Genomic DNA, 25,722 nt, shown 5'->3' on the forward strand with positions numbered 1-25,722 from the left:
CGCCACAACAACAACAACAACAACAACAACAACAACAACAACAACAACAACAACAACAACAACAACAACAACAACAACAACAACAACAACAACAACAATCAGTTTCAGCCCTTGGCCCCACGCTCAATCGCAAACCCAGCCCAGGTCTGGCTCACCGGCATCAGCTCCAACCGGTTGATGTTCACGTGCGCCGGGGTATTCATCACCCAGAAGATCGTGTCGGCAATGTCCTGCGGCTGGATCGGCTCGGCACCGGCATAGGTCGCGTCATAACGCGCCTGGTCACCGCCAAAGCGCACCAGCGAGAACTCGCTCTCACACAGGCCTGGCTCGATGTTGGTCACGCGCACGCCGGTGCCTTGCAGGTCGCAACGCAGGTTCAGCGAGAACTGCTTCACGAACGCCTTGGAGCCGCCATACACGTGGCTGCCCGGGTAAGGGTAGTTACCGGCGATGGACCCCAGGTTGATGATGCCGGCGCCACGGCCGTGGGCGATCAGGCGCGGCAACAGCAGGTTGGTGGTGGTCAGCAGGCCTTTGATGTTGGTGTCGACCATGGTTTCCCAATCGTCGAGGCTGCACTTGGGCGCAGGGTCGGTGCCCACGGCCAGGCCGGCGTTGTTGATCAGCCCGCGCAACTTGGCGAACGACGGCGGCAGGTTGGCGATGGCCTCCTCCATACCCTTGCGGTCACGCACGTCCACCACCAGGCCATGCACTTCGGTCTGCTTGGAAAGCTCTTCGACCAAGGCATTTAAACGGTCAGCACGACGGCCGGTAAGTACCAGTTTCCATCCAGCGTCGGCAAAACGACGGGCGCAAGCTTCGCCAAAACCAGAGGTGGCGCCAGTAATAAACAGCGTGTCGGACATGGTGTTCTCCTTGCGGGCATCGGAAAAAAAACAGCCAGCAGAATGCCCTTACGCCGCGATTGCAGCAACCGCTAAGCGCATAACTTCATACACGGCTGGTTGTTTTTTGATCACATTAGGCAAAGCCTTATAGAACGTGGCGTGCAGCCATATGCACGCAGGTTATCCACAACTGCGCCCACAGTCTTTGGGGGCAAGTGTAAAAAGCGCCAAGCCGCTCTATACAAGGCTTGCAGACGATTTCAGAAAGTTTTTTGCTTGACCTTGGCCAAGGCGTATGTAGCCCAATGGCAAGAGGGAAAATCCGAACGATGGCTCCAGGCCAGTCATTCCGGCCTCTGCGGCCGTCTTTCCAGAGTTTAGTCACAGACTTATCCACAGGCTGATCAGACATAAATCAGTCATATACCTGTGTCTTTAAACAGGTTGACAAAGCCCTCGGCAGGCCACCAAAAACTGGCTGATCAATAAACAACCACCACGCTGCAAGCCCCGTTTTTAAAGGCTTGCAGCCAGCTACTCCCACGTTACCCACAGCCGGTTCCACAGCGGATGGGGACAAGTCAAAACTGTGACAAAACAGGGATTTGCGGCGGCTATATGTCGCGCTTTGGAGGGTCTCTGGATTTGTTTTCCACAATTTGGCGGGAGCACTGAAAACACCCCAAAAACACCTGTGGATGATCGTTCCCACGCTCCGCGTGGGAATGCAGCAAAGGACGCTCCGCGTCCCCAAGCGTGACGCGGAGCGTCACAAGAGGCATTCCCACGCAGAGCGTGGGAACGATCAGGGGCAGGGATCAATGCCCGCCGAGGTAGGCGTTGCGCACTTCCTCGTTCACCAGCAACTCCTTACCGGTGCCCGTCAGGCGGATCTCGCCGTTAACCATCACATACGCCCGGTCCGACAGACGCAGCGCGTGGTTAGCGTTTTGTTCCACCAGGAAGATAGTCATCCCGGTGGCCGCCAGCTCGCGCAGTGTGGCAAAAATCTGCTTCACCACAATGGGCGCCAGGCCCAGGCTCGGTTCGTCCAGCAACAGCAGTTTGGGCCGGCTCATCAGCGCGCGGGCGATGGCGAGCATTTGCTGCTCACCACCGGACATGGTCATTGCGCGCTGGGTGCGCCGCTCCTTGAGCCGCGGGAACAGCTCGAACATGCGCTGCATGTCTTCCTGCGCATACTTGTCGCCAATCGGGATGGTGCCCATCAGCAGGTTTTCCTCGACGGTCATGTCGGGGAACACCCGCCGCCCTTCCGGCGACTGCGCAATGCCGTTGGAGGCGATGTAGTGGGACGACTTGTGGGTAATGTCGACGCCGTTGTACAGAATTTGCCCGGACTCGGCGCGCGGCTGGCCGAAAATCGACATCAGCAGCGTGGATTTACCCGCGCCGTTGGAGCCGATCAGGCTCACGGTTTCGCCTTCGTTAATGTGCAGCGAGACTTTTTTCAGGGCCTGGATCGGGCCGTAAAACACGTCCAGGTCCTTCATTTCGAGGATAGGTGCACTCATACCAGCTCCTCTTCGTCTGCGCCCAAGTAGGCGGCAATCACTTTCGGGTCGTTGCGGATCGCGTCCGGGCCGCCTTCGGCGATCACGTTGCCGTGGTCGAGCACCACGATGTGGTCGGAAATACTCATCACCATGCCCATGTCGTGTTCGATCAGCACCACTGTCAGGTCGTGTTCGTCGCGCAGCAGGCGAATCATCGCGCTGAGGGCTTCGGTTTCCTGCGGGTTGAGGCCCGCCGCCGGTTCGTCCAGGCAGATGATCTGCGGCCGGGTGCACATGGCGCGCGCGATTTCCAGGCGGCGTTGCTGGCCGTAGGAAAGCTCACCGGCCAGGCGGTTGGCGCAGTCCACCAGGTCCACCACTTCCAGCCAATAGAAGGCGTGGTCGAGGGCATCGCTTTCGGCCTTACGGTAGCCCTTGGTATTGAGGATGCCCGCCAGCATGTTGCGGTTGACCCACATGTGCTGGGCCACCAGCAGGTTTTCCAGCACCGACATTTCCTTGAACAGGCGAATGTTCTGGAAGGTCCGCGCCAACCCTGCGCGGTTGACCAGGTGGGTGCCGCCGAACATCTTGTAGTACACGCGGCTGAAGAAGCTTTTTGGCGACACAAAGTCGACGGCCTTGAAGCGTTCGCCGAGCAACTGGATCACGTTGGTCTGCTTGCCACGAATGTTCAGTTCGATCTTGCCGCCGCTGGCTTTGTAGAAGCCGGTGAGGCAGTTGAACACCGTGGTCTTGCCCGCGCCGTTGGGGCCGATCAGGGCGAAGATCGAGTTGCGTTTGACCTTGAGGCTCACATCGCTCAAGGCCTTGATGCCACCGAAGTGCATCATCAGGTGTTCCACTGAGAGGACGACTTCTTTGCTCATGGCGCCACTCCTTTACGTGGGGTCACACCGGTTCGGCTGATGCGGATCAGCCCGCGTGGCCGCCAAATCATCATCACCACCATCAACACGCCAAACAGCAGCACGCGGTATTCGGAGAAGCTGCGCAGCAACTCCGGCGCAACCGTCAATACGAACGCCGCAATCACCACGCCGACTGTCGAGCCCATGCCGCCCAATACCACGATGGCCAGGATCAGCGCCGATTCGAAGAAGGTAAACGACGACGGGTTGACGAAGCCCTGGTAGCTGGCGAAGAACACCCCGGCCAGGCCCGCAGTCGAGGCTCCGATAGTGAACGCCGAGAGCTTGACCAGCACATGGTTCAGGCCCATGGAACGGCAGGCGATTTCATCTTCGCGCAAGGCTTCCCAGGCGCGGCCGACCGGCATACGGGTCAGGCGGTGCTTGATGTACAGCACGGCCAGTACCACCAGGAACAGCACGATGTAGATGAACATGAACTTGATGTTGGGGTTGTAATCGATGCCGAAGAACTCGTGGAACGGAATCCCGCCATCCTTGGCCTTGCGCCCGAATTCCAGGCCGAGAAAGGTCGGCGAAGGCACCGGCATACCGTTGGGGCCACCGGTGAACGACAGCCAGTTGTTGAGCACCAGGCGGATGATTTCACCAAAGCCCAGGGTCACGATGGCGAGATAATCGCCGTGCATTCGCAGCACCGGGAACCCGAGTATGCAGCCCGCCAGCGCGGCAGCGATGGCCGCCAGAGGCAACACACTCCAGAAGCCCAGGCCCAGGTATTGATAACCGAGCGCCAGGCCGTAGGCGCCGATGGCGTAGAACGCCACGTAACCCAGGTCGAGCAAACCGGCCAGGCCCACCACGATGTTCAGGCCAAGGCCGAGCAACACGTAGATCAGCCCGAGAATCACCACGGTCAGCAGGTACTTGTTGGCGAAGATCGGGAACACGATCGCGATCACGATCAGTGCCGGGATGATCCAGCGCAGCCGCGATTTGTAGTCCGGCGGCAACACGTGCACGCCGGAGCCACTGCTCTCGAAACCCTGCAGGATCTTCACGCCCTTGGGGGTTTGCAGGAACAGGCTCAAGGCAAAGCGCCCGGCCATCACGATGGCGACCAACGTGGCCACCCGCGCAGGCTCGAGGTTAAAGCTATAGCCGTCGAGGACCACGCCGACGATCGGGCCGAACACGATCAACGAAATCAGCCCGGCAAGGACCGTATCGACCACACTTTTCTTGATATCGATAGATTTGGCAGCAGACATGTTTACACCTTAGCCACGAGTGGGCGACCAAGCAGGCCCTGAGGACGGAAGATCAGAATCACCACCAGCAGGGAGAAGCTGAACACGTCTTTGTAGTCAGAGTTGATCAACCCCGAGAACAGCGACTCGGAGATACCCAGGATGATCCCGCCCAACATCGCCCCAGGCAGGGAACCGATGCCGCCGAGTACCGCTGCGGTAAACGCCTTAATGCCGATGATAAAGCCGGCATAGAAGTCGAAGGTGCCGTAGTTGAGGGTGATCAGCACGCCGGCCAGGGCGGCCATGGCGGCACCGATGACGAACACGTAGGAGATCACGCGGTCGGTGTTGATGCCCAGGATCGAGGCCATCTTGCGGTCTTGCTGGGTGGCGCGGCACATGCGGCCGAGCTTGGTGTATTTGATGATGTAGGTCAGCAGGCCCATGCCGAGAAACGCGGCCACCAGGATAAACACCTTGGTGTAGGTCAACTGCACGAAGCCCGTGCCGATATCGACGCGCCAGGCGCCGGCCAGCAGGGTTGGAATGCCTTGTTGTTTCGCGCCCTGAGCGATCTGCGCATAGTTTTGCAGGATCAGGGAGATACCGATGGCGCTGATCAGCGGTGCCAGTCGGGTAGAGTTACGCAGCGGTTTGTAGGCGACACGCTCGATGACCCAACCGTACACGCCGGTGACGACCACGGTGAAGATCAGAGTGCCGAGAATGAGCAGCGGGAAGGATTCGATGCCGAAGTAAGCCAGCAGTGCCAGACTGATCGCCGCGAGGTAAGCGGAAATCATATAAACCTCGCCGTGGGCGAAGTTGATCATGCCAATGATGCCATAGACCATTGTGTAGCCGATGGCGATCAGGCCGTAGACCGACCCGAGGGTCAGGCCGTTGACCAGTTGCTGCAGGAAAATACCATCCATAACGCAATCTCACGCGGTGAGCACCTGCACACGGTTGAGTGCGCGGCGCTTCTGGAGGAAAAGACAGATATCGATATCAACACCACTCCCTGTGGGAGCGGGGCCCTGTGTGGGAGCTGGCTTGTGTGGGAGCTGGCTTGCCTGCGATTGCATCACCTGGGTACTACTGAAGTACCGAGGTGCCTGTATCGCAGGCAAGCCAGCTCCCACAACAAGCCCGCTCCTACATGGGTTCCGTGGTGCTTGTTCTTACTTCTGCTTTTCCAACTGGTGGTATTTGCCGTCTTTATCCCACTGGTAAACCACGTAGTCGGAGATTTTCAGGTCGCCCTTGGTATCCCAGGCTTTTTCGCCCATGACGGTTTTCACCGGGTGAGCCTTGAGCCACTTGGCGGCGTCTTCGCCTTTGTTGGATTTGGCGCCGTTGAAGCCGGCGGCCAGGGCTTGCAGCGAGGCATAGGCATACAGGGTGTAGCCCTCTGGCTCGTAGCCGGCTTTGCGGAACTCTTCCACTACAGCCTTGCTGTCTGGCAGCAGACGCGGGTCGGCGCCGAAAGTCATGTACACGCCGTCTACGTATTGCTTGCCGCCAGCGGTGGCAACCAGTTCGTCAGTCACTACGCCGTCATCGGACATGAACTTGACGTCCTTGAGGCCGGCTTCACGAATCTGGCGAACCAGTGGGCCGGCTTCAGGGTGCAGACCACCGAAATACACGACGTCAGCGCCCAAGGAGCGGATTTTGGTAACCAGGGCGCTGAAGTCTTTCTCGCCACGGGTCAGGCCTTCTTCCAGCACCGGCTTGACGCCGCGCTTGGTCAGTTGGGCAGCGGTGGCATCGGCCAGGCCTTTGCCGTAGGTGTCCTTGTCGTTGATGACCGCGACTTTCTTGCCCTTGAGCACGTCGACGATGTAATCGCCGGCGACGATGCCCTGCTGGTCGTCACGACCACACATGCGGAACATGGCACCCAGGCCGCGTTCTGTCACTTGTGGGTTGGTAGAGCCTGGAGTGATCGCGATGATGCCCGCTTCGTCGTAGACCTCAGAGGCGGGAATGGTATTCGACGAGCAGAAGTGCCCTACCACGCCGATCACTTTGTCCTGGTCCGCCAGACGGTTAGCCACGGCCACGGCCTGCTTGGGTTCGCAAGCATCGTCACCGGCAACCAGCACGACTTTCTCACCGTTAATGCCGCCAGCCTTGTTGATCACTTCGGCTGCCGCCTGGGCACCCTTCATGTACTGCTCACCGAACGAGGCGTTGGCGCCGGTCATCGGCCCCGCAACGCCAATCTTCACATCAGCTTGAACAAACGCAGAAACACCCAACGCCGCTGCAACGGCGAGGGCCAGAAAACCTTTCTTGTAAAACGTCTGGGACATGAGTGGTGCTCCGAGGTTTTTGTTTATTGGCACTACGAATTCGCGTCAAACTTTCACAGGAAAGCCCAGAGCAAGGCGCGTGCCATTACTTTTTTATTCTTCAAAAAGACACGGTGTCATTGTTATTACAGGCGTTTCGACTCCCTTTGCCAGTACGTGCAACCGTCTAGCATCGAAAGGTGCAACCGATGGATCCAAAAAGTACAACCCTGGCAGGTCGCACCTGCAACCGGATGCATAAACGACAGTTCCTACAGCTGTAACAATGTGCGTAACGGAACTGCACATTTACAGTGCGTGATTGCTACGACTTGCACCAATACAGATTAGTAGCCTGCTAAGAAGATGCAGGCTTTTGACAGGTATTTCGCTGATCACACCACGATCCGCAGGCATTGCCCGGCGTGATACAGCGAGAACCCCGCTTCATACAGGCAACTGCGCAGGCCCACCCCGGCCAGCGGTTGCATCGGCGCAAACGGGATCGGCAACGCCTGTGGATCCTGGTGACATAAGTAGTCGGCAAAGGCCTTGCCCACCACACTGCCCGTGGTCACGCCGCGGCCGTTATAACCGGTGACGGCGACCAGACCGGGGGCCGGCTCGAACAGGCGCATCAGGTGGTCCGGGGTGAAGGCGATGCAGCCGGTCCAAGTGCATTCCCACTGCACCGATTTGAGGTACGGGAAGTAATGCTGCTGCACCCGATCGGCCCACGCCTTAAGGAACCACGTCGGTTTCTGGTTGCCATTGCCCAGGCTGCCGAGCAACAAGCGGCCATCCGCGTCGCGGCGGATGCTGCTTAACACCTGGCGTGTGTCCCACGAGCCCTGCCCGCCGGGGAGGATCTGTTTGGCGGCGTCGTCCGTCAGCGGTGCCGAGGCGACCTGGTAGTAATAGCCGGGGAAAAAGTTGCGCCGCAGCTCGGTCCATTCGCCTTCGGTATAAGCGTTGGAGGCGATCACCACTTGCGCCGCCTGCACTGAACCTTGGGCGGTCTGCACCGACCAGACTGCACCTTGGCGTTCAAGCTGAGTGACTGGCGAATGATCGAACAGTTGCCCGCCAAGCCCCACGGCGGCATTCGCCAGGCCACTGGTGTAGGCCATTGGGTTCAAGGTGCCGGCACGCCGGTCCAGCAGGGCGGCGGCGATCTTTTTGGTGCCGGCGGCCTGTTCACACGCCTGGCCCGTGAGCAGCTCGACGGGGGCGCCACGGCGTTTCCATTGCTCTTCGCGACTGCGCAAATCCGCCTCGCCACGGGCGTTATGCGCCATGTGCAAGGTGCCCTCACGGCGCAGTTGGCAATCAATCTTGTATTTGTCGATCAGGCTGAACACCAGCGACGGCGCCGCGCCCAGCATGCGGTTGAGCTGAATGCCCACCGCCTCGCCAAAACCGGCTTCGATCTCGTCCGGCGGGATCCACATACCGGCGTTGACCAGCCCGACGTTACGCCCCGAACCGCCATGGCCGGTGCGATGAGCCTCCAGCACGGCGACGCTTTTGCCTTGCTCCAGCAGGTGAATGGCGGCCGACAAGCCGGTGATACCGGCACCGATCACGCACACATCAACCTTGACCTCGCCCTTGAGCGCGGCGCGATCGGGCCGGCCTGGGGTGAGTTGTTCCCATAAACATGTTTCGCGTAGTGCCATTGCCAGACTCCGATGAGACCCAACAAACAACTATTTCCGAACTGCAAACCCAATCAACTGTGGGAGCTGGCTTGCCCGCGATAGCGGTGTATCAGTCACCACCGCTATCGCAGGCAAGCCAGCTCCCACATTGATCCCACTTCGACTTGGGGGATCAGTCGAAGGTGATGCCTTGGGCCAAGGGCAGCTCCAACGAGTAGTTCACGGTATTGGTCTGGCGACGCATATACCCGCGCCATGCATCCGAACCCGACTCACGCCCCCCACCGGTCTCTTTCTCACCGCCAAACGCGCCACCAATCTCCGCGCCGCTCGGGCCGATGTTGACGTTGGCGATGCCGCAGTCACTGCCCACCGCCGACATGAACTGCTCGGCTTCACGCACGTCGGTGGTGAAGATGCACGAGGACAGGCCTTGCGGCACGGCGTTATTCAGGCGCAAGGCTTCGGTGAAGTCGCTGTAGCCAACCACATACAGAATCGGCGCGAAGGTTTCGGTACACACCACGTCACTTTGCTCGGGCATCTCCACAATGGCCGGCGACACGTAGTAGGCATTCGGGAACTTGTCTTCCAGCTGGCGCTTGCCGCCGAACACCTTGCCGCCTTCGCTCAAGGCTTGCTCCAGGGCGTCCTGCATGTTCTCGAAGCCGTGCTTGTCGATCAGCGGGCCGATCAGGTTGCCTTCCAGCGGGTGGCCGATGCGCACTTTGGAATAGGCGGCTTTGAGACGGGTAACGATTTCTTCCTTGACCGACTCATGGGCGATTAAACGGCGCAAGGTGGTGCAACGCTGGCCGGCAGTGCCGACGGCGCTGAACAGAATGGCGCGCACGGCCATGTCGAGGTCGGCGCTCGGGCCGAGGATCATCGCGTTGTTGCCGCCCAGCTCAAGGATGCTGCGGGCGAAACGTGCGGCGACTTTCGGCGCCACTTCGCGGCCCATGCGCGTGCTGCCGGTGGCGCTGATCAGCGCAACGCGCGGGTCATCCACCAGCGCCGCACCGGCGTCACGGCCGCCAATGATCACTTGGCTGAGGTAGTCGGGGGCGCCGTCGAACTTCTTCAGTACGCGCTCGAACAATGCCTGGCAGGCCAAGGCGGTCAGCGGGGTCTTTTCCGAGGGTTTCCAGATCACCGCGTTGCCGCACACCAGCGCCAGCGTGGTGTTCCACGCCCACACGGCGACCGGGAAGTTGAAGGCGCTGATCACGCCGACCACACCCAGCGGGTGCCAGGTTTCACGCATGTGGTGGCCTGGGCGCTCGGAGGCGATGGTCAAGCCGTACAACTGGCGGGACAGGCCCACGGCGAAGTCGCAGATGTCGATCATCTCCTGCACTTCACCCAAGCCTTCCTGGGTGATCTTGCCGGCCTCCCACGACACCAACTCGCCCAGGTCGGCTTTATATTCGCGCAATACATCGCCGAACTGGCGCACCAGCTCGCCGCGACGCGGTGCCGGCACCTTGCGCCAGGCCTCGAATGCATGCTCGGCGCGACTGACCTGCTGCTCCACTTCAGCGGCACCTTCCCAGTGCACACTGCCGATACGGCTGCCATCAATCGGCGAATGCACGGGCTGTTTACCCGACTGGTACAGCGCCGGGTTTACCCCGAGACGGTCAAGCAATGCGGCAACCATGGGTCACTCCTTCAAACTCAAACAGAAAATTCGCGCCGCCACAGACACGGCGATCCAGACCTTATTTGTAGCTGGCCCAAGACTTGCCAACAAACGACGATTAGGCGAGATATCATTCCGTTTACTCATGCAAAGAATAAAAAGAGGCGTGCCGTGCTGAATAAAAGACATTTGCCCTCGATCACCGCCCTGCAGTGTTTCGAAGCCGCCACCCGCCACCTGAGCTTCACCCGCGCTGCCGAGGAACTGAACCTCACGCAAAGCGCGGTGAGCAAGCAGGTCGCGCAGCTGGAAGAATTGCTCCAACACCTATTGTTTCGCCGGGTGCGCCGCCGCTTGCAGATGACCCCGGCAGGGGATTTGTACCTGGTGGAAGTGCGCAAAATCCTCACGCAAGTGGAGATGTCCACCCACTACCTGCGCTCCTACGGCGGCGAGACCGAAGTGCTGCGCGTGTCCACGCCCTACACGTTCGGCGCGCGCTGGCTGGTGCCGCGCCTCAAGGGCTGGCGTTTGCGTCACCCGCAGATCCACCTGGACCTGTGCAACGAGCAGGAGCCGGACGAACTGTTGCAAGGCAAGGCCGACATGGCTTTCTACTTCGGCCAGCGTTCACGGCCGGGCACCGAGAGCCTGAAACTGTTCAGCGAAGAGTTGGTGCCGGTGTGTGCGCCAGAGAGCTTGCCTGCGCAGCCATTCACCGACCCCACGCAACTGAGCAACCTGGTGCTGCTGCAAAACGCCTCGCGACCGCAAGGCTGGCATGACTGGTTCGCCAGCCAGGGCTACCAGACCGAGCACAGCTACCACGGGCCGCGTTTTGATACCTTTTATATGTGCATTCGGGCGGCGCAGGTCGGCTGTGGCGTGGCCTTGTTGCCGCGCTTTCTGGTGGAAGAAGAGCTGGCCGAGGGCAAGCTGGTGATTCCCTGGCAGCATGCGATGCCCAGCCAGGATGCGTATTACCTGGCGTATCCCGAGCATTCGGCGGAGGTGCCCAAGGTGCGTGAGTTTGTGAAGTGGATGATGGAGCAGGTTTAGCTCTTTTTGGGCTGCACCACCGCTATCGCAGGCAAGCCAGCGCCCACCTTTGGAATGCATTTCAAGTGTGGGAGCTGGCTTGCCTGCGATGAGGCCAGTGGCCGCACTGAAAAAATCACTGGCAAAACCCTACAGGTCTATGCGCCACTAGCACCCTTCCTTAATTGTGCGTAAAGGCCGGCGCCCATCGCCGACCCGTCTGGAGATTCCCGTTATGAGCGAGAGTGTGTTTGCCGATCGCATCGTGCAGAACTTGCTCGACACCGACTTCTACAAGTTGACCATGATGCAGGCGGTGCTGCACAACTACCCGAACGTGGAAGTTGAATGGGAGTTTCGTTGCCGCAACAGTGAAGACCTGCGCCCGTACCTGGCGGAAATCCGCTACCAGATCGAACGCCTCGCCGAGTTGAGCCTGAGCCCCGACCAGTTGGGCTTCCTGGAACGCATCAGCTTTATGAAGCCGGACTTCCTGCGCTTTCTGGGGCTGTTTCGCTTCAACCTGCGCTATGTGCAAACCGGCATCGAGAACGGCGAGCTGTTTATCCGCCTGCGTGGGCCGTGGCTGCATGTGATCCTGTTTGAAGTGCCGATGCTGGCCATCGTCAGCGAAGTGCGTAACCGCTACCGCTACCAGACCGTCATCCTCGAACAGGCCCGCGAACAGCTGTACCGCAAATTCGACTGGCTGTCCGCCAATGCCAGCAGCGAAGAGCTCTCGGAGCTGCAAGTGGCCGACTTCGGCACCCGCCGGCGCTTCTCGTACCGCGTGCAGGAAGAAGTGGTCAGCGTGCTCAAGCACGACTTCCCCGGGCGTTTTGTCGGCACCAGCAACGTGCACCTGGCCCGCGAGTTCGACATGAAACCGCTGGGCACCATGGCCCACGAATGGATCATGGCCCACCAACAACTCGGCCCGCGCCTGATCGACAGCCAGATCGCCGCCCTCGATTGCTGGGTACGCGAATACCGTGGCCTGCTCGGCATCGCGCTGACCGACTGCATCACCACCGACGCGTTCCTGGGCGATTTCGACCTGTACTTCGCCAAGCTCTTTGACGGCCTGCGCCACGACTCCGGTGACCCGATTCAATGGGCCGAAAAAGCCATCGCCCACTACCACAAGCTCGGTATCGAGCCGATGAGCAAGACCCTGGTGTTCTCCGACAGCCTGACGCTGCCCAAGGCCCTGGAGATTTTCCGCGCATTGCGCGGTCGCATTAATGTCAGCTTCGGTATCGGCACCAACCTGACCTGTGACATTCCGGGTGTTGAACCGATGAGCATCGTGCTTAAAATGACCGCCTGCAATGGCCAGCCCGTCGCGAAAATTTCCGATGAGGCGGGCAAGACCCACTGCACCGATCCGAATTTTGTCGCCTATTTGCGTCACGTTTTTAAAGTACCTGCCCTTTCCAGCAAGGAGTGAATCATGCAAGCCGTACAGCGTGAGATTGCGCAGCAGCTCAAGGTCCAAGCACCGTTCAACGACCAGGCCGCCCTTGAGGCCGAAGTGGCGCGCCGCGTAGGGTTTATCCAAGGCTGCCTGCGCAATTCCGGGCTCAAGAGCTTGGTGCTGGGCATCAGCGGCGGTGTCGACTCGCTGACCGCCGGCCTGCTGGCCCAGCGTGCAATGAAAGAACTGCGCGCCAGCACAGGTGATGAAGCCTACCGTTTTATCGCGGTGCGCCTGCCCTACGAAACCCAGTTCGACGAACACGACGCCCAGGCGTCGGTGGACTTTATCGACCCGGACGAACGCCACACCGTGAACATCGGCCCGGCGGTTAAATCCCTGGCCAATGAAGTGGCGGCGTTTGAAGGCAAGGCGGCGGTGTCGCGTGATTTCGTGCTGGGCAACACCAAGGCGCGCATGCGCATGGTGGCGCAGTACACCATCGCTGGCGCGGCCGGTGGTTTGGTGATCGGCACTGACCATGCGGCGGAAGCGGTGATGGGTTTCTTCACCAAGTTCGGTGACGGTGCCTGCGACCTGGCGCCGCTGAGCGGATTGGTGAAGAACCAGGTGCGTGCGATTGCGCGGCACTTTGGCGCGCCGGAGTCGCTGGTCGAGAAGATCCCGACTGCCGACCTTGAAGACCTGTCGCCGGGCAAACCGGACGAAGCCTCACACGGCGTGACCTACGCCGAGATCGATGCGTTCCTGCACGGCGAGCCGGTGCGTGAGGAAGCGTTCAAGATTATCTGCGACACGTATAGCAAGACTGAGCACAAGCGCGTCATGCCATTTGCGCCGTGAGGTAGACCGCAATCGCAGCGGTGCGACGATTCGACAAGCCAGCTCCCACACTTGACCGAGTTCCAACAGGGGAACGCGGTCAAATGTGGGAGCTGGCTTGCCTGCGATGAACGATAACGCGGTGTTACTTGACTACCACAGTGCCTTTCATCATCGAGATGTGGCCCGGGAACGAGCAGAAGAACGCGTAATCCGTGCCGGCAGCCAGTTTCGACACATCAAACGTCACCGAATCTTTCTCACCAGCACCAATGATCTTGGTGTGAGCGATGATGCGAGTGTCGCCGTCTTTGAGGTAGTTTTTGTCAATACCAGCGGCCATGCCGTCGCTGGCAACGCCCGGCATGTCGGCGGCGGAACTCAGCACCCAGTTATGGCCCATGACGTTTTTCGGCAAGCTGCCGGAGTGTTCAAGGTTCACGGTGAACTTCTTGCAGCTCTTGTCGATGGTGATTTCTTTGGTGTTAAAGGACATCTGGTCGGTGGAATCAACAGTGACCGCGCACTCTGCAGCAAGCAACTGGCCGCTCGCCAGTGTCAGCAGGGAAACAGCAACGATTTTGGCAAACATGTGAATCTCCAAGGCAGGGTTTAAAAAACGCGTATTGCGACTAGGGTGCCCCAAGCAGGCTGAAATTCTTATGATCTGAATCAACAGATTGTATACAACTTTAGGCTATCAGACTGATCAACACAATCTACCAGCCAAACAACCGCCACCCGCTTATGATCGCTCCATCACCCACCGGAGCGTCTGCCATGCACTTCAATCAGTTCTTCAACGGCCTCTTGGCCGCGTATGCCTGCGGTAAGTGAAGGCCAATCGCGCTGCTAAGCTGCTACCATAGCGACCCAAGGCAGCTGCGCGCCGCCCACCCTCACCTTCGACCCTAGAGGATCGCCCATGGCCAAACCTAATTACTCCTTCGCCAAACGTCAGAGAGACTTGGCCAAGGAGCAGAAGAAAGAGGAAAAGCTGCAACGCAAGAAAGCCGCTGCAGATGAAGAAGCAGGCGCACTGAACCCGGATGCTGAAGGTGAAGTGGCTGCTGATGACACCGAGACACCGAAAGACCCGGCGGAATAAATTTTGTTGAGGTGAGCAGGCCCTCCCTGCTCACCCCAACCCACTGTTACTCCAGCGGCATCACCGTCACCCGAACCTCCGGGTCATGGTTCCCTCCTCCCAGAATCACCCCACGCAACGGCGACACATCCGAGAAATCACGGCCCCAGGCCAGAGTGATGTGCTCCAGTGCCGGCTGCACGTTATTCGTCGGATCAAAATCCACCCAGCCCGCCACCGGGCAAAACACCGAGACCCAGGCGTGGGATGCATCGGCGCCGATCAGACGTGGCTGGCCGGGCGGTGGCTGGGTCAGCAGGTAGCCGCTGATATAACGCGCGGCCAGGCCCCGCGAGCGCAGGCACGCGAGCATCAGGTGAGCGAAGTCCTGGCACACGCCGCGTCGGCGCTCCAGCACTTCCACCAAGGGCGTGGCGACCTGGGTGGCTTCGGCATCGAAGGTGAATTCGCTGAAGATCTTCTGCATCAAGGCCTGCACGCCCAGCAGCAACGGCACGCCTGGCGGGAAGCAGCTTTCGGAGAACTCGACGAAGGTGTTCTTCAGGTGCACGTAGGGCGATTCGAAGCGATAACGGCAGGCTTCGAGCATCTCCGGCGACAGTACTTGGCTGCTGTAGGTCAGGCTGTCGCGCGTCTGGTCCCAAGGCGGTGACTGCTGGAAATCCAGCGCCGGCCGCGCCAGCACTTCCACGGTCAGCCCGGCATTGACCAGCAATTCATCATGGGGCCGTTCGAACGCCAGCCGGGTGATCGGGTTGCCGAACACGTCCAGCTCATCACGACGCGACGACGGCTGCGGGCTGATATCCAATTGCTGGGAACTGCAGCGCTGCCACGCGCACGGCCGCGGCCACAGGTGCGCCAACTGCTGGGCCAGGGACACCGGGCTGTCGTAGTGGTAATGGGTATCGTGAAAAATCTGGTAGCGCGCAATCATCACACCGACACCGTTTGCTGGCTGACATCATCCACATGGGCAAAGTGGCGCAACGCCAGGCGATCCGACACTTGCCCGCTCTCATCGGCGACCGCTTGCAGCAGGTCCGCCAGGCCGTCCAACGCGGCACGTACGCTGGATTCGCCGAACAGCGGGTTCTCCAGGCAACCCAGGTCGAAACGTGACAGGCGCTCCACCAACGGCGCCAGGCCGATTTCCCGTGGCACGCCAAAGTCATCATTGAGACGCCGCAGGGTGCGGCTGACCAGCTTCAACTGAAACAGCACCGCATGCGGGTTCTGTTCATCGAGCAGCAACAAGTCGAGCACCGGGATCAGTTGCGGCACGGCCAGGTAACGCGAGCGATAGGTGATGCTGCTATTGCCCAGCTCCAGCAGCCATTCCAGCCCGGCCTGATCAAATACCGCCACGCCACGCAGGAACGCGGCGAGGCTGCTGCTGAGAAATTGCAGGCGCTCAATACGCCGGCCCATCATCAAAAAGCGCCAGCCTTCATCACGGGTCATGTCATCCAGGGCAAACCCGGACAGCGCCGCCAGGGACATCACCAGGCGGTTGAGGAAATCCAGCAACTCGCCAAAATCCGGGGTCTCACTTTCCAGCTCCAGGGCTTCGCGCTGCAACTCCACCAGCGCTTGCCAGTTCTCGCGGGACAACTTGCCGCGCACCTGGGACGCCGCCCACTGCAAGCGCTGCAGGTTGGCGCGCAGGCTCGACGGCCAGTCATCGCCGAGCAAAGCGGCAAGCAGGCGCTCGGGCAGTTCGCCCTCCTCCGGCAACAAGCGCAGGGTCTCGCCCAGCTCGACAGCGGCCTGCAAGGCTTGCGGGTCGTCGCCATCGACATAACGCGCCAGCACAATGCGCAGCCAGCGCGCGCTGTCATCACAGCGTTCGCAGTAACGGCCAAACCAGAACAGGTTTTCCACCACGCGCGACGGCAGATAAGGGTCGCGCCGAACCAGATCATGTACGCCAATCGCCCGTTGCGCGCGCCAATGCTCGCCGCCGACAGCGCGATCGCCGAGCACCCACGTGTCTTTGCTCGCGCCACCACGCTGCATCGACACCACTTCGGCATCCGCCTCGGCCGCCACGCGAGTCAGGCCGCCGGGCAGTACACGGTAGCCGTCAGCGCTGGCCACCGCGTACACGCGCATGCCGATGGCACGGTGTTGCAGATGGTCGTCGACGGTGTGCCACACCGGCGCCTGGGACAGTTGCGCCAGCTCCTGGGCCACATAGGCGTAAGGCCGCGCACGCATGCGTTCGGCCAGGGCCAGGCGTTGCTCTTCGTTCAAATCGCGGCCGAATACCGGCGCGAAGCTTTGCGAAGGAAACGCTGGTTTGATCAGCAATTCCGGCAGTTTTTCCAAGGCTTCGGCCAGCACCGGCGCTTCGCCGCACCACCAGGTGGCGATGGACGGCAGGATCAGTTCTTCACCAAACAAAAACTCGTTGATCTTCGGCAGAAAGCCGAGCAAACCGGGCGACTCCAGCACGCCGCTGCCCAAGGCATTGGCCACCAGCACATTGCCCTGGCGCACCGCATCCAGCAGGCCGGGCACGCCCAGCGCCGAGTCGGTGCGCAGCTCCAGCGGGTCGCAGAAATCGTCGTCCAGGCGCCGCATGATCGCGTGCACCCGGCGCAGGCCGCTGAGGGTTTTGAGGAACACCGTGCTGTCGCGCACCGTGAGGTCGCCGCCTTCCACCAACGGGTAGCCGAGCTGGCGCGCCAGGTAGAGGTGTTCGAAATAGCTTTCGTTGAAACGCCCCGGCGTGAGCAGCACGATCAGCGGTGGCTGGTCGTCACCGGGCGCCTGGCGGGCCAGGGTTTCCTGGAGCGTGCGGAAGAAACCGGTGAGGTGTTGAACCTGCAAATCGCGGTACAGATCCGGGAATGCACGGGACACGATGGTGCGGTTTTCCAGCGCGTAACCTGCGCCCGATGGCGCCTGGGTACGGTCGGCGGTGACCCACCAACGGCCATCCGGGGTGCGCGCCAGGTCCACGGCATACAGGTGCAGAAACGCGCCGTCCGGTGGCTGAATGCCCTGGCACGGCCACAGGAAGTTGTTGTGCCCAAACACCAGCTCCGCCGGCAACAGGCCTTCTTTGATCAAGCGCTGCGGGCCGTACAGGTCGGCGAGCACGGCATTGAGCAAACGCGCCCGTTGGGCGATGCCGGCCGACAGGTGCTGCCACTCATCGGCGGCCAGCACATGGGGCAGCAAGTCCAGCTCCCACGGGCGGTCGGCGCCTTTGGGGTCGGCGTAGACGTTGTAGGTCACGCCGTTTTCCTGGATCTGCCGGGTCAGCAACGCCTGGCGCTGGGCCAGTTGCACGGGCGTACTGCGTTGCAGGTGATCGAGCAGGCGCTGCCAATGGGCACGTACCGCGCCACTGTCGTCGAGCAGTTCGTGATAGGTGCCCGCAGTGAGCGGGTAACGGTCGAGCAAGTCGGGCATGGAACGCTCGGCAGAGGCAAGGGAAGTCAGTTTAAATCAAATTCAACGCGATCTTGTGTGGGAGCTGGCTTGCCTGCGATAGCGGTTTTCCTACCACCTGATTGGCTGGCTGATACACCGCTATCGCAGGCAAGCCAGCTCCCACATTTTAGATCTCATTTAGTCATTTTTATTGGGGAAACGCCGCAAATCCAGGGTCATTGGTAGTTCATCGTTAATCACCAAGGGCGGCACAGGCAATTTGCCTGGGCTGTGGCCGAGGCGGAAAAACCGCGCCATGCGCCGGCTCTCCGCCTCATTGGCATTCACCGGCAAGCTGTCGTAATTGCGCCCACCCGGATGCGCGACGTGGTACTGGCAGCCGCCCAGCGAGCGTTGCATCCAGGTATCGAGCAAGTCGAACACCAACGGCGCATGCACCGCGATGGTCGGTTGCAAACAGTTAGCCGGTTGCCAGGCGCGATAACGCACGCCAGCGACGAACTCGCCGATACGCCCGGTCGGCTGCAACGGCACCGGGATGCCGTTGCAGGTCAGCAGGTAGCGTTGCGGCGCCAAGCCGCTCAACTTCACCTGCAAGCGTTCCAGGGATGAGTCCACGTAACGCACCGTGCCACCGACGGCGCCTTCTTCGCCCAGCACGTGCCAAGGCTCCAACGCCTGGCGCAACTCCAGTTCGATACCGCCGACGGCGTAGTCGCCGACCTTGGGGAAACGAAACGCCAGGTGTGCGGCAAACCATTCGGCGCGCAGCGGGTAACCAGCAGCATTCAGCTCGACGATCACGTCGGCAAAATCCTGCTCGATAAAGTGTGGCAGCAAGAAACGGTCGTGCAGCTCAGTGCCCCAGCGCGCCAGTTTTGCTGGCGCATACGGCTCACGCCAGAAGCGCGCGACCAAGGCTCGCAACAGCAACTGTTGGGTGAGGCTCATGCGCGCATGGGGCGGCATTTCGAACGCACGCAGTTCCAACAGACCCAGGCGGCCAGTGGCGCCATCGGGCGAGTAGAGTTTGTCGATGCAGAATTCGGCGCGGTGGGTGTTGCCGGTCACGTCGATCAGCAGGTTGCGCAACAGCCGGTCGACCAACCATGGCGGGCATTCTTCGCCAGGCTCGGGCATTTGTGCGAAGGCGATTTCCAGCTCATACAGCGCGTCGTTACGCGCTTCATCCACCCGTGGCGCCTGGGAGGTCGGGCCGATAAACAGCCCGGAAAACAGGTACGACAAGGACGGATGGTTATGCCAGTAGCTGATCAGGCTGCGCAGCAAATCCGGGCGGCGCAGGAACGGTGAGTCTTTCGGCGTCGCGCCGCCCAGCACAAAGTGGTTACCACCGCCGGTGCCGGTGTGGCGCCCGTCGATCATGAACTTTTCGGTGGTCAGGCGGGTTTGCCGCGCCTCTTCGTAGAGGAACTCGGTGCGCTCCACTAGCTCATCCCAAGTGGCGGACGGCTGCACATTGACCTCGATCACACCCGGGTCCGGCGTGACCCGGAAGTTGCTTAAGCGCGTATCGAACGGCGGCTCGTACCCTTCCAGCAACACCGGGCAATGCAGTTCTTCGGCGGTGGCTTCAATAGCGGCCACCAACTCCAGGTAATCCTCGACGCGTTCCAGCGGCGGCATAAACAGGTACAAACGCCCTTCCCGTGCTTCGGCACACAAGGCGGTGCGGGTCAGCCAGTCGGCGGATTCGTCGACCTTCGGCTCGCGCTCGTCGCTCGGCGCAGGCGTGGCGTGGCTTTGCAGTTGGGCGGTGGTCGGCAGCTCCGGCTGATCCTGATTCGGGTCGGTGGGATGCACAAATGGGTATTCCGCCGCCGTCACCCATGGCTGCGAGGCCAACGGCAGGCGGTAGCCCAGCGGCGAGTCACCCGGTACCAGTCGGCAGTGGTTATCACGCAGGTACCAGCGCCCGCTCTGCCAGCGGTCATTGGCCGCCGTGCGCGCCAGCGGCAGCACTTGGCCGATGACTTTATCCAGGCCCTGGCTGAACACTTTGCGCAGGCGCTCGCGCTCAAGATCGTCGCTTAAACGCGGGTCCTGGGCGGTAACGTTTTGCGGCAGCGCACCTTCGCGCCACAGGTAGTAGAAGTTGTCTTCGAAAGCCGGGAACACAAAGCGTGCCGGCAGTTTAAGGCGCTCGGCGACACTGGCCAGGAAGCGCCCGGCCATCACGCCATCGGCGCCGTAGTCCTGTTGTTCATCGGCGATCAGCGCGCTGTTGTGCCAGATCGGCACGCCGTCGCGGCGCCAGTAGCAATTGAGCGACCAGCGCGGCAGTTGCTCGCCGGGGTACCACTTGCCCTGGCCGAAATGCACCAGGCCTTTGGGCGCGTAGTGTGTGCGCATGCGCTGGAACAGCTCGGCGGACAGGCGACGCTTGTCCGGCCCCAGCGCCGCGGTGTTCCACTCGGCGCCGTCGGGATCATCGATGGAGACAAAGGTCGGCTCGCCGCCCATGGTCAGGCGCACGTCATCCTTGAGCAGGTCGGCGTCGATCTGCCGGCCCAACGCCTGGATCGCCAGCCATTGCTCTTCGGTGTAGGGCTTGGTGACGCGCGGCGCTTCCCAAATGCGCTCCACCGACATCTCGTGGGTAAATTCGCACTCGCAGGGTTCCACCAGCCCGCTGATTGGCGCAGCGGACGAAGGATCAGGGCTACAGGCCAATGGGATATGCCCTTCACCGGCGAACAGCCCGGAGGTGGCGTCCAGGCCGATCCAGCCCGCGCCGGGCAAATACACCTCGCACCAGGCGTGCAGGTCGGTGAAGTCGACTTCGGTGCCGGACGGGCCATCGAGGGCTTTGACGTCGGCGGTGAGCTGGATCAAGTAGCCCGACACAAACCGCGCCGCCAGCCCCAGGTTGCGCAGTAGTTGCACCAGCAGCCACGCCGAATCGCGGCAGGAGCCGGATGCGGCGCCCAAGGTGAATTCCGGCGTTTGTACGCCCGGTTCCATACGGATCAAATAGCCGATGTCGGCCGCCAGGCGCTGATTGAGCCCGACCAGAAAATCCACAGCCGGCAGCGGCGTGCGGTCGATGCCGGCCAGATAGGCGGCAAACTTTGGCGTCAGCGGCAAGGTTTCCAGGTACGGCGCCAGCTCACGCTGCTCATCGGCGGCGTAACTGAAGGGGATTTTTTCGGCGTAGGGCTCGAGGAAAAAATCGAACGGGTTGAATACCGCCATCTCGGCGACGAGGTCGACCTCAATGCGCAACTCATCAGTCTTTTCCGGGAATACCAGGCGCGCCAGGTAATTGCCCTGCGGGTCTTGCTGCCAATTGATGAAGTGCTGCTCGGGCAGCACTTTGAGCGCGTAAGACAAGATCCGCGTGCGACTATGGGCAGCCGGGCGCAAGCGCACGATCTGTGGGCCGAGTTCGACAGCGCGGTCATAGCGGTAATGCGTAACGTGGTGCAACGCGACATGAATCGACACGGCGGCCTCCTGCGAGCCAGGGCATGAACACAAAGCGCGCAAGACTTATGCCAGAGCGGCCGTCATTGCGCTTTATCGTAAGACCCGGTGCAGTACAGCACCAAAACGGCGCCAACGTGGGTGCCGTGGTGCAAGGCTTGCACATATTTGTGGCGTGCGTGTGAGGCCGGGTAGTGAATCTACCCAGTCAGCGCGTTTTGTGGCGAGCGATCGTGGCTTCGCGAAGGTGGCGGACTTCGAGCAGCTTTTGGCGCATTTCGCGGTGGCGCTTGCTGTTAAGCAGGAGCAACCCCAACAGCGGAAAGAGCACAGCCGAACCGTAGACCAGTTTGGGAATGGGGTACTGGATCATCGGCAGCACGAACAGCAGGCAGCAACCCAGATAACCCGCCACCAGGCCGGTGGCCCATGGGCGGCCACGCGCAACCATCACGTTGGCAAAGACCAGCACCGCCACCAGCAACAAAATCGCCAGGCCTGAGTAGTCGGATTTAAGCGACGGATCGACACCCCGCAAATACGTCACGCCGGCGAGGGATACAGCAGACGCGCCGGAAAAGATCGCCATGAAGATCGTGCCCATGAACACCGGGAAATAGCGCGCGAGGAAACTGCCCATGTCGGGGAAACCTTTCATTCGGTGAGGTCCTCGTACAAGCCGATTGCAAGGGTGGTGGCAGTGCCCACGCTACCGCTGCGGTAGCTGCCCACGATACCGAGGATACCGCCCAATGCGTCTTTCATCTGGGTCAGGGTGGCATGCCGAATTTCCGTGGAGCTGAAGCTCTTGGTCAGTTTGCCTGCACGCTGCTGCAACTTGAGCAACTTGGGCGTCAGGCTGGGGTCGCGCAGGCTTAGCAGCTCCTTGGTCAGTTTCTTGCGTTCCTGGCGATTCAAACCCTTGAGCAATTCATACCAACTCTTGCCCAGAGCGGCAGCCTTTTTGGCCCTGAGCAGCTTCACCGTGGTCAGCGCGCCGGTGCCGATCCCCACCAGGGAAGCCGTATCAAGGATGGTTGAAACAGCGCCGAACCATTCGGCGTCATCCATCCGGTCGTTAGCGTCAGGGTCGAGTATCTCGTTGTAGGTACGCGCCACGCCAAACCCGCATTGCGCACTGCTGGCCAGCGCCGCCGTCACGCCAATGCCCACCACGAACGCGCTGGCGCCCGCCGTAAAAGGCACGGCGACGCTGCCGCTGAACACCACGATCCAACCGATAATCGCGGCGGTGCACGACAAGCCCATATCAAACGCCTCTTTTCTGAGGCGTTCTTCCCGTGGGTCGGTCTTGACCTGCTCCACAAATTGCGCGGGCGAAATGTACTTCTGTGCTTCGCGCAAAATGATGCGCTTGGGCTTGATGCTGCAGAGGGGCTTGAATTCGCGCAGGATGATGACATTGAAGTCGGCGTCGATGTACACCACACCGGCGCCGACAATGCCGGGGTCGGCATCGATGGCGGCGAACAACCGTGGCAGGTTGATCTGGCTTTCGATACGCTGGCGCGCCATGAATTGGGAGCGGTTGGAGTCCATGCCGATGGAGAGCAGGGGGTTGCTCATGGGTGTTCTTCCTTGAATATGAGGGTGGCCGGGCCGGCTTTGTGGGAGCTGGCTTGCCTGCGATGGCGATCTAATGGGCGCCACCTTAACAAACAGGCACGCCAGCGAATAGAAAGCAAAACGCCAGCACGAGGCTGGCGTTTTGTATATTCAGGTTGCGATCAGCGCGGCACGACCGGCTTGCGCGCAGGCTTGCCGCCTTTGCCCTTCGCCGCATCACTGCGTTCTTTAGCCGCCTGCTTGTTACGCGCCTGGGCTGCCGCCTTGGCTTGCTCACGCTTGTCCCACGGGTTGCTGCCATCACTGCCGCGCGGTGGCAGGCCGGTGTGCTGGGTGAGGATCCTGGTGGTGGTTTCCTTCGCAACCTTATGGCTGCCAGCCGGCGTCGAGTTCTTGCGACGGGCGCTCTGGTAGCTGTCGGTGGACGGCTGGTGCAGTGGGATCAACTGATCCTTGCCCGGCCCGATCAGGTCGGCGCGGCCCATGCGCGTCAGTGCTTCACGCAGCATCGGCCAGCCTTTCGGGTCGTGGTAGCGCAGGAAGGCCTTGTGCAGACGGCGCTGTTCCTCGCTCTTGACGATGGTCACCGCGTCGCTCTTGTAGGTGACCTTGCGCAGCGGGTTCTTGCCCGAGTGGTACATGGCGGTGGCGGTGGCCATCGGCGACGGGTAGAACGCCTGTACCTGGTCGGCGCGGAAGCCATTGCCCTTGAGCCACAGGGCCAGGTTCATCATGTCTTCATCGGTGGTGCCCGGGTGGGCGGCGATGAAGTACGGGATCAGGTACTGCTCCTTGCCCGCTTCCTTGGTGTACTTCTCGAACATGCGCTTGAACTTGTCATAGCTGCCAATGCCCGGTTTCATCATCTGGTTGAGCGGACCTTCCTCGGTGTGTTCCGGGGCGATCTTCAAGTAGCCACCGACGTGGTGGGTAACCAGTTCCTTGACGTATTCCGGCGACTCGACCGCGAGGTCGTAGCGCAGGCCGGAAGCAATCAGAATCTTCTTCACACCCGGCAACGCACGGGCGCTGCGATACAGCTGAATCAACGAAGAGTGATCGGTGTTCAGGTTCGGGCAGATGCCCGGGAACACGCATGACGGCTTGCGGCACGCGGATTCGATTTCCGGGCTCTTGCAGGCGATGCGGTACATGTTCGCGGTCGGGCCGCCGAGGTCGGAGATCACGCCGGTGAAGCCTGGCACTTTGTCGCGGATCTCTTCGATTTCGCGAATGATCGACTCTTCGGAACGGTTCTGGATGATGCGGCCTTCGTGCTCGGTGATCGAGCAGAAAGTACAGCCACCGAAGCAGCCACGCATGATGTTCACCGAGAAACGGATCATGTCGTAGGCCGGGATCTTTTCCTTGCCGTACACCGGGTGCGGGACGCGGGCGTAAGGCATGCCGAACACGTAGTCCATTTCTTCGGTGGTCATAGGGATGGGCGGCGGGTTGAACCACACGTCCACTTCGCCATGCTTCTGCACCAAAGCGCGGGCGTTGCCTGGGTTGGTTTCCAGGTGCAGCACGCGGTTGGCGTGGGCGTACAGGACCGAGTCGCCACGGACTTTTTCCATGGACGGCAGACGAATGACCGTCTTGTCACGGGTCATGCGCGGGCTGGCAAGAATTTGTACGACCTTGGCTTCTTCCGGGTCTTCAACCGGGCCTTTTTCCTGCTCAATGGCGCAGGCCTGGGTGTCCTGGGTATTCACATACGGGTTGATGATCTTGTCGATCTTGCCCGGACGGTCGATACGCGTGGAGTCCACCTCGTACCAGCCTGCAGGCGTGTCACGGCGAATGAACGCGGTGCCGCGCACGTCGGTGATGTCTTCGATCTTGTGGCCCCACGACAGGCGCTGGGCAACTTCGACGATGGCCCGCTCGGCGTTGCCGTACAGCAGGATGTCGGCGCAGGCATCGATCAGGATCGAGTTGCGCACACGGTCCTGCCAGTAGTCGTAGTGGGCGATGCGGCGCAGGGACGCTTCGATGCCACCGAGCACGATCGGCACATGCTTGTAGGCTTCCTTGCAACGCTGGCTGTACACCAGGCTGGCGCGGTCCGGTCGTTTGCCGGCCATGCCGCCTGGGGTGTAGGCGTCGTCGGAGCGGATTTTCTTGTCGGCGGTGTAGCGGTTGATCATCGAGTCCATGTTGCCGGCCGCGACGCCGAAGAACAGGTTCGGCTCGCCGAGCTTCATGAAGTCGTCTTTGGACTGCCAGTTCGGCTGCGCAATGATCCCGACGCGAAAGCCCTGGGACTCCAGCAGCCGGCCGATGATCGCCATGCCAAACGACGGGTGATCCACATACGCATCACCGGTGACGATGATGATGTCGCAGGAATCCCAGCCAAGCTGATCCATCTCCTCCCTGCTCATCGGCAGGAATGGCGCAGGACCGAAACATTCGGCCCAGTACTTGGGATAGTCAAATAACGGCTTGGCTGTTTGCATGACGGTGACCGGTGTTGAGATGAAAAATCGCGGGCGCGGAATATAGCACAAATTTTGACCAATTCCGACGGTAATGGTCGGAATTGTGCTGATGCAATCGCAGGCAAGCCAGCTCCCACACTCGAACGGTGAATACCTTCAAATGTGGGAGCTGGCTTGCCTGCGATGAGCATAGGTATCTACACAACTTTTAAAAGCAGCCTATTTCTCCTGTGGCGAGCAGGCTTGTCCTGCGTTGGGCTGCGAAGCAGCCCCAAAAACAGACGCTGAGTACTTTCAGCAAAATTGC

At 60.7% G+C, this 25,722-nt stretch carries 19 protein-coding genes; 4 read left to right on the forward strand and 15 right to left on the reverse strand.

Translation table 11 applies throughout. The features are described 5' to 3' along the window. Nucleotides 1-104: 104 nt before the first annotated feature. The 8 genes from GIW28_RS26945 to amaB all read right to left on the reverse strand — a co-directional run bounded on the left by GIW28_RS26945 (nt 105) and on the right by amaB (nt 10,141). Nucleotides 105-872 carry an SDR family oxidoreductase gene (locus tag GIW28_RS26945; RefSeq protein ID WP_017136080.1) on the reverse strand — a complete coding sequence of 256 codons (768 nt, stop codon included), beginning with the start codon at nt 870-872 and terminating at the stop codon, nt 105-107. Between the two features lie 800 nt (nt 873-1,672). After that, a complete protein-coding gene (locus GIW28_RS26950) occupies nt 1,673-2,389 on the reverse strand; it encodes an ABC transporter ATP-binding protein (protein ID WP_069786861.1) in 717 nt (238 codons plus the stop codon). Next, nucleotides 2,386-3,261 carry an ABC transporter ATP-binding protein gene (locus GIW28_RS26955; RefSeq protein WP_017136078.1) on the reverse strand — a complete coding sequence of 292 codons (876 nt, stop codon included), beginning with the start codon at nt 3,259-3,261 and terminating at the stop codon, nt 2,386-2,388. Before GIW28_RS26955 ends, GIW28_RS26950 begins: the two co-directional genes overlap by 4 nt. Then, a complete protein-coding gene (gene livM / locus GIW28_RS26960) occupies nt 3,258-4,535 on the reverse strand; it encodes a high-affinity branched-chain amino acid ABC transporter permease LivM (RefSeq protein ID WP_017136077.1) in 1,278 nt (425 codons plus the stop codon). Before livM ends, GIW28_RS26955 begins: the two co-directional genes overlap by 4 nt. A gap of 2 nt (nt 4,536-4,537) precedes the next feature. Continuing rightward, nucleotides 4,538-5,452 carry an ABC transporter permease subunit gene (locus GIW28_RS26965; RefSeq protein ID WP_017136076.1) on the reverse strand — a complete coding sequence of 305 codons (915 nt, stop codon included), beginning with the start codon at nt 5,450-5,452 and terminating at the stop codon, nt 4,538-4,540. Between the two features lie 249 nt (nt 5,453-5,701). Beyond that, nucleotides 5,702-6,838 carry a branched-chain amino acid ABC transporter substrate-binding protein gene (locus GIW28_RS26970; RefSeq protein WP_169986517.1) on the reverse strand — a complete coding sequence of 379 codons (1,137 nt, stop codon included), beginning with the start codon at nt 6,836-6,838 and terminating at the stop codon, nt 5,702-5,704. Nucleotides 6,839-7,212: 374 nt separating this feature from the next. Next, the gene (amaA, locus tag GIW28_RS26975) at nt 7,213-8,496 is read right to left on the reverse strand and encodes an L-pipecolate oxidase (RefSeq protein ID WP_236447128.1); all 1,284 of its coding nucleotides are present in this window, start codon (nt 8,494-8,496) and stop codon (nt 7,213-7,215) included. Between the two features lie 154 nt (nt 8,497-8,650). Beyond that, a complete protein-coding gene (amaB, locus tag GIW28_RS26980; RefSeq protein WP_017138439.1) occupies nt 8,651-10,141 on the reverse strand; it encodes an L-piperidine-6-carboxylate dehydrogenase in 1,491 nt (496 codons plus the stop codon). 153 nt (nt 10,142-10,294) lie between these two features. Here amaB and GIW28_RS26985 point away from each other — a divergent pair, with 153 nt between their 5' ends. From GIW28_RS26985 to nadE, 3 genes are all read left to right on the forward strand, one after another. Beyond that, complete coding sequence (locus GIW28_RS26985; protein ID WP_017138440.1) at nt 10,295-11,182, forward strand: LysR family transcriptional regulator; 888 nt, start codon at nt 10,295-10,297, stop codon at nt 11,180-11,182. Nucleotides 11,183-11,396: 214 nt separating this feature from the next. Next, the gene (gene pncB, locus GIW28_RS26990; RefSeq protein WP_017138441.1) at nt 11,397-12,611 is read left to right on the forward strand and encodes a nicotinate phosphoribosyltransferase; all 1,215 of its coding nucleotides are present in this window, start codon (nt 11,397-11,399) and stop codon (nt 12,609-12,611) included. A 3-nt stretch (nt 12,612-12,614) separates the two neighbouring features. Then, nucleotides 12,615-13,442, forward strand: a complete 828-nt coding sequence (gene nadE, locus GIW28_RS26995; protein ID WP_236447127.1) for an ammonia-dependent NAD(+) synthetase — start codon at nt 12,615-12,617, stop codon at nt 13,440-13,442. A 124-nt stretch (nt 13,443-13,566) separates the two neighbouring features. Here the strand turns inward: nadE and azu are convergent, their stop codons facing one another. Continuing rightward, nucleotides 13,567-14,013 (reverse strand): azurin, encoded by a 447-nt coding sequence (azu, locus tag GIW28_RS27000; RefSeq protein ID WP_017138443.1) that lies wholly within the window; start codon nt 14,011-14,013, stop codon nt 13,567-13,569. A 333-nt stretch (nt 14,014-14,346) separates the two neighbouring features. On the opposite strand from azu, the gene GIW28_RS27005 reads away from it, so the two are divergent. Next, complete coding sequence (locus GIW28_RS27005) at nt 14,347-14,529, forward strand: hypothetical protein (RefSeq protein WP_017138444.1); 183 nt, start codon at nt 14,347-14,349, stop codon at nt 14,527-14,529. Between the two features lie 46 nt (nt 14,530-14,575). On the opposite strand, the gene GIW28_RS27010 is transcribed toward GIW28_RS27005, so the two are convergent. From GIW28_RS27010 to GIW28_RS27035, 6 genes are all read right to left on the reverse strand, one after another. Next, entirely contained in the window at nt 14,576-15,466 is an 891-nt protein-coding gene (locus GIW28_RS27010) for a transglutaminase family protein (protein ID WP_236447126.1), read from the reverse strand. After that, on the reverse strand, nt 15,466-17,952 hold the full coding sequence (locus GIW28_RS27015) for a circularly permuted type 2 ATP-grasp protein (RefSeq protein WP_169986525.1): 2,487 nt from the start codon (nt 17,950-17,952) through the stop codon (nt 15,466-15,468). Before GIW28_RS27015 ends, GIW28_RS27010 begins: the two co-directional genes overlap by 1 nt. A gap of 159 nt (nt 17,953-18,111) precedes the next feature. Beyond that, a complete protein-coding gene (locus GIW28_RS27020) occupies nt 18,112-21,402 on the reverse strand; it encodes a transglutaminase family protein (protein WP_236447125.1) in 3,291 nt (1,096 codons plus the stop codon). A gap of 187 nt (nt 21,403-21,589) precedes the next feature. Beyond that, nucleotides 21,590-22,039: a hypothetical protein gene (locus GIW28_RS27025; protein ID WP_099548101.1), complete on the reverse strand. Its 450-nt coding sequence runs from the start codon at nt 22,037-22,039 to the stop codon at nt 21,590-21,592. Continuing rightward, on the reverse strand, nt 22,036-22,968 hold the full coding sequence (locus GIW28_RS27030) for a hypothetical protein (RefSeq protein ID WP_017138449.1): 933 nt from the start codon (nt 22,966-22,968) through the stop codon (nt 22,036-22,038). Before GIW28_RS27030 ends, GIW28_RS27025 begins: the two co-directional genes overlap by 4 nt. A gap of 161 nt (nt 22,969-23,129) precedes the next feature. Further along, nucleotides 23,130-25,433, reverse strand: coding sequence for a YgiQ family radical SAM protein (locus GIW28_RS27035; RefSeq protein ID WP_169986531.1), 2,304 nt, complete (start codon nt 25,431-25,433; stop codon nt 23,130-23,132). Between the last annotated feature and the right edge of the window lie 289 nt (nt 25,434-25,722).

This window comes from Pseudomonas sp. PA-5-4B (genome assembly GCF_021606215.1).
In the GTDB taxonomy this organism is placed as follows: domain Bacteria; phylum Pseudomonadota; class Gammaproteobacteria; order Pseudomonadales; family Pseudomonadaceae; genus Aquipseudomonas; species Aquipseudomonas edaphica.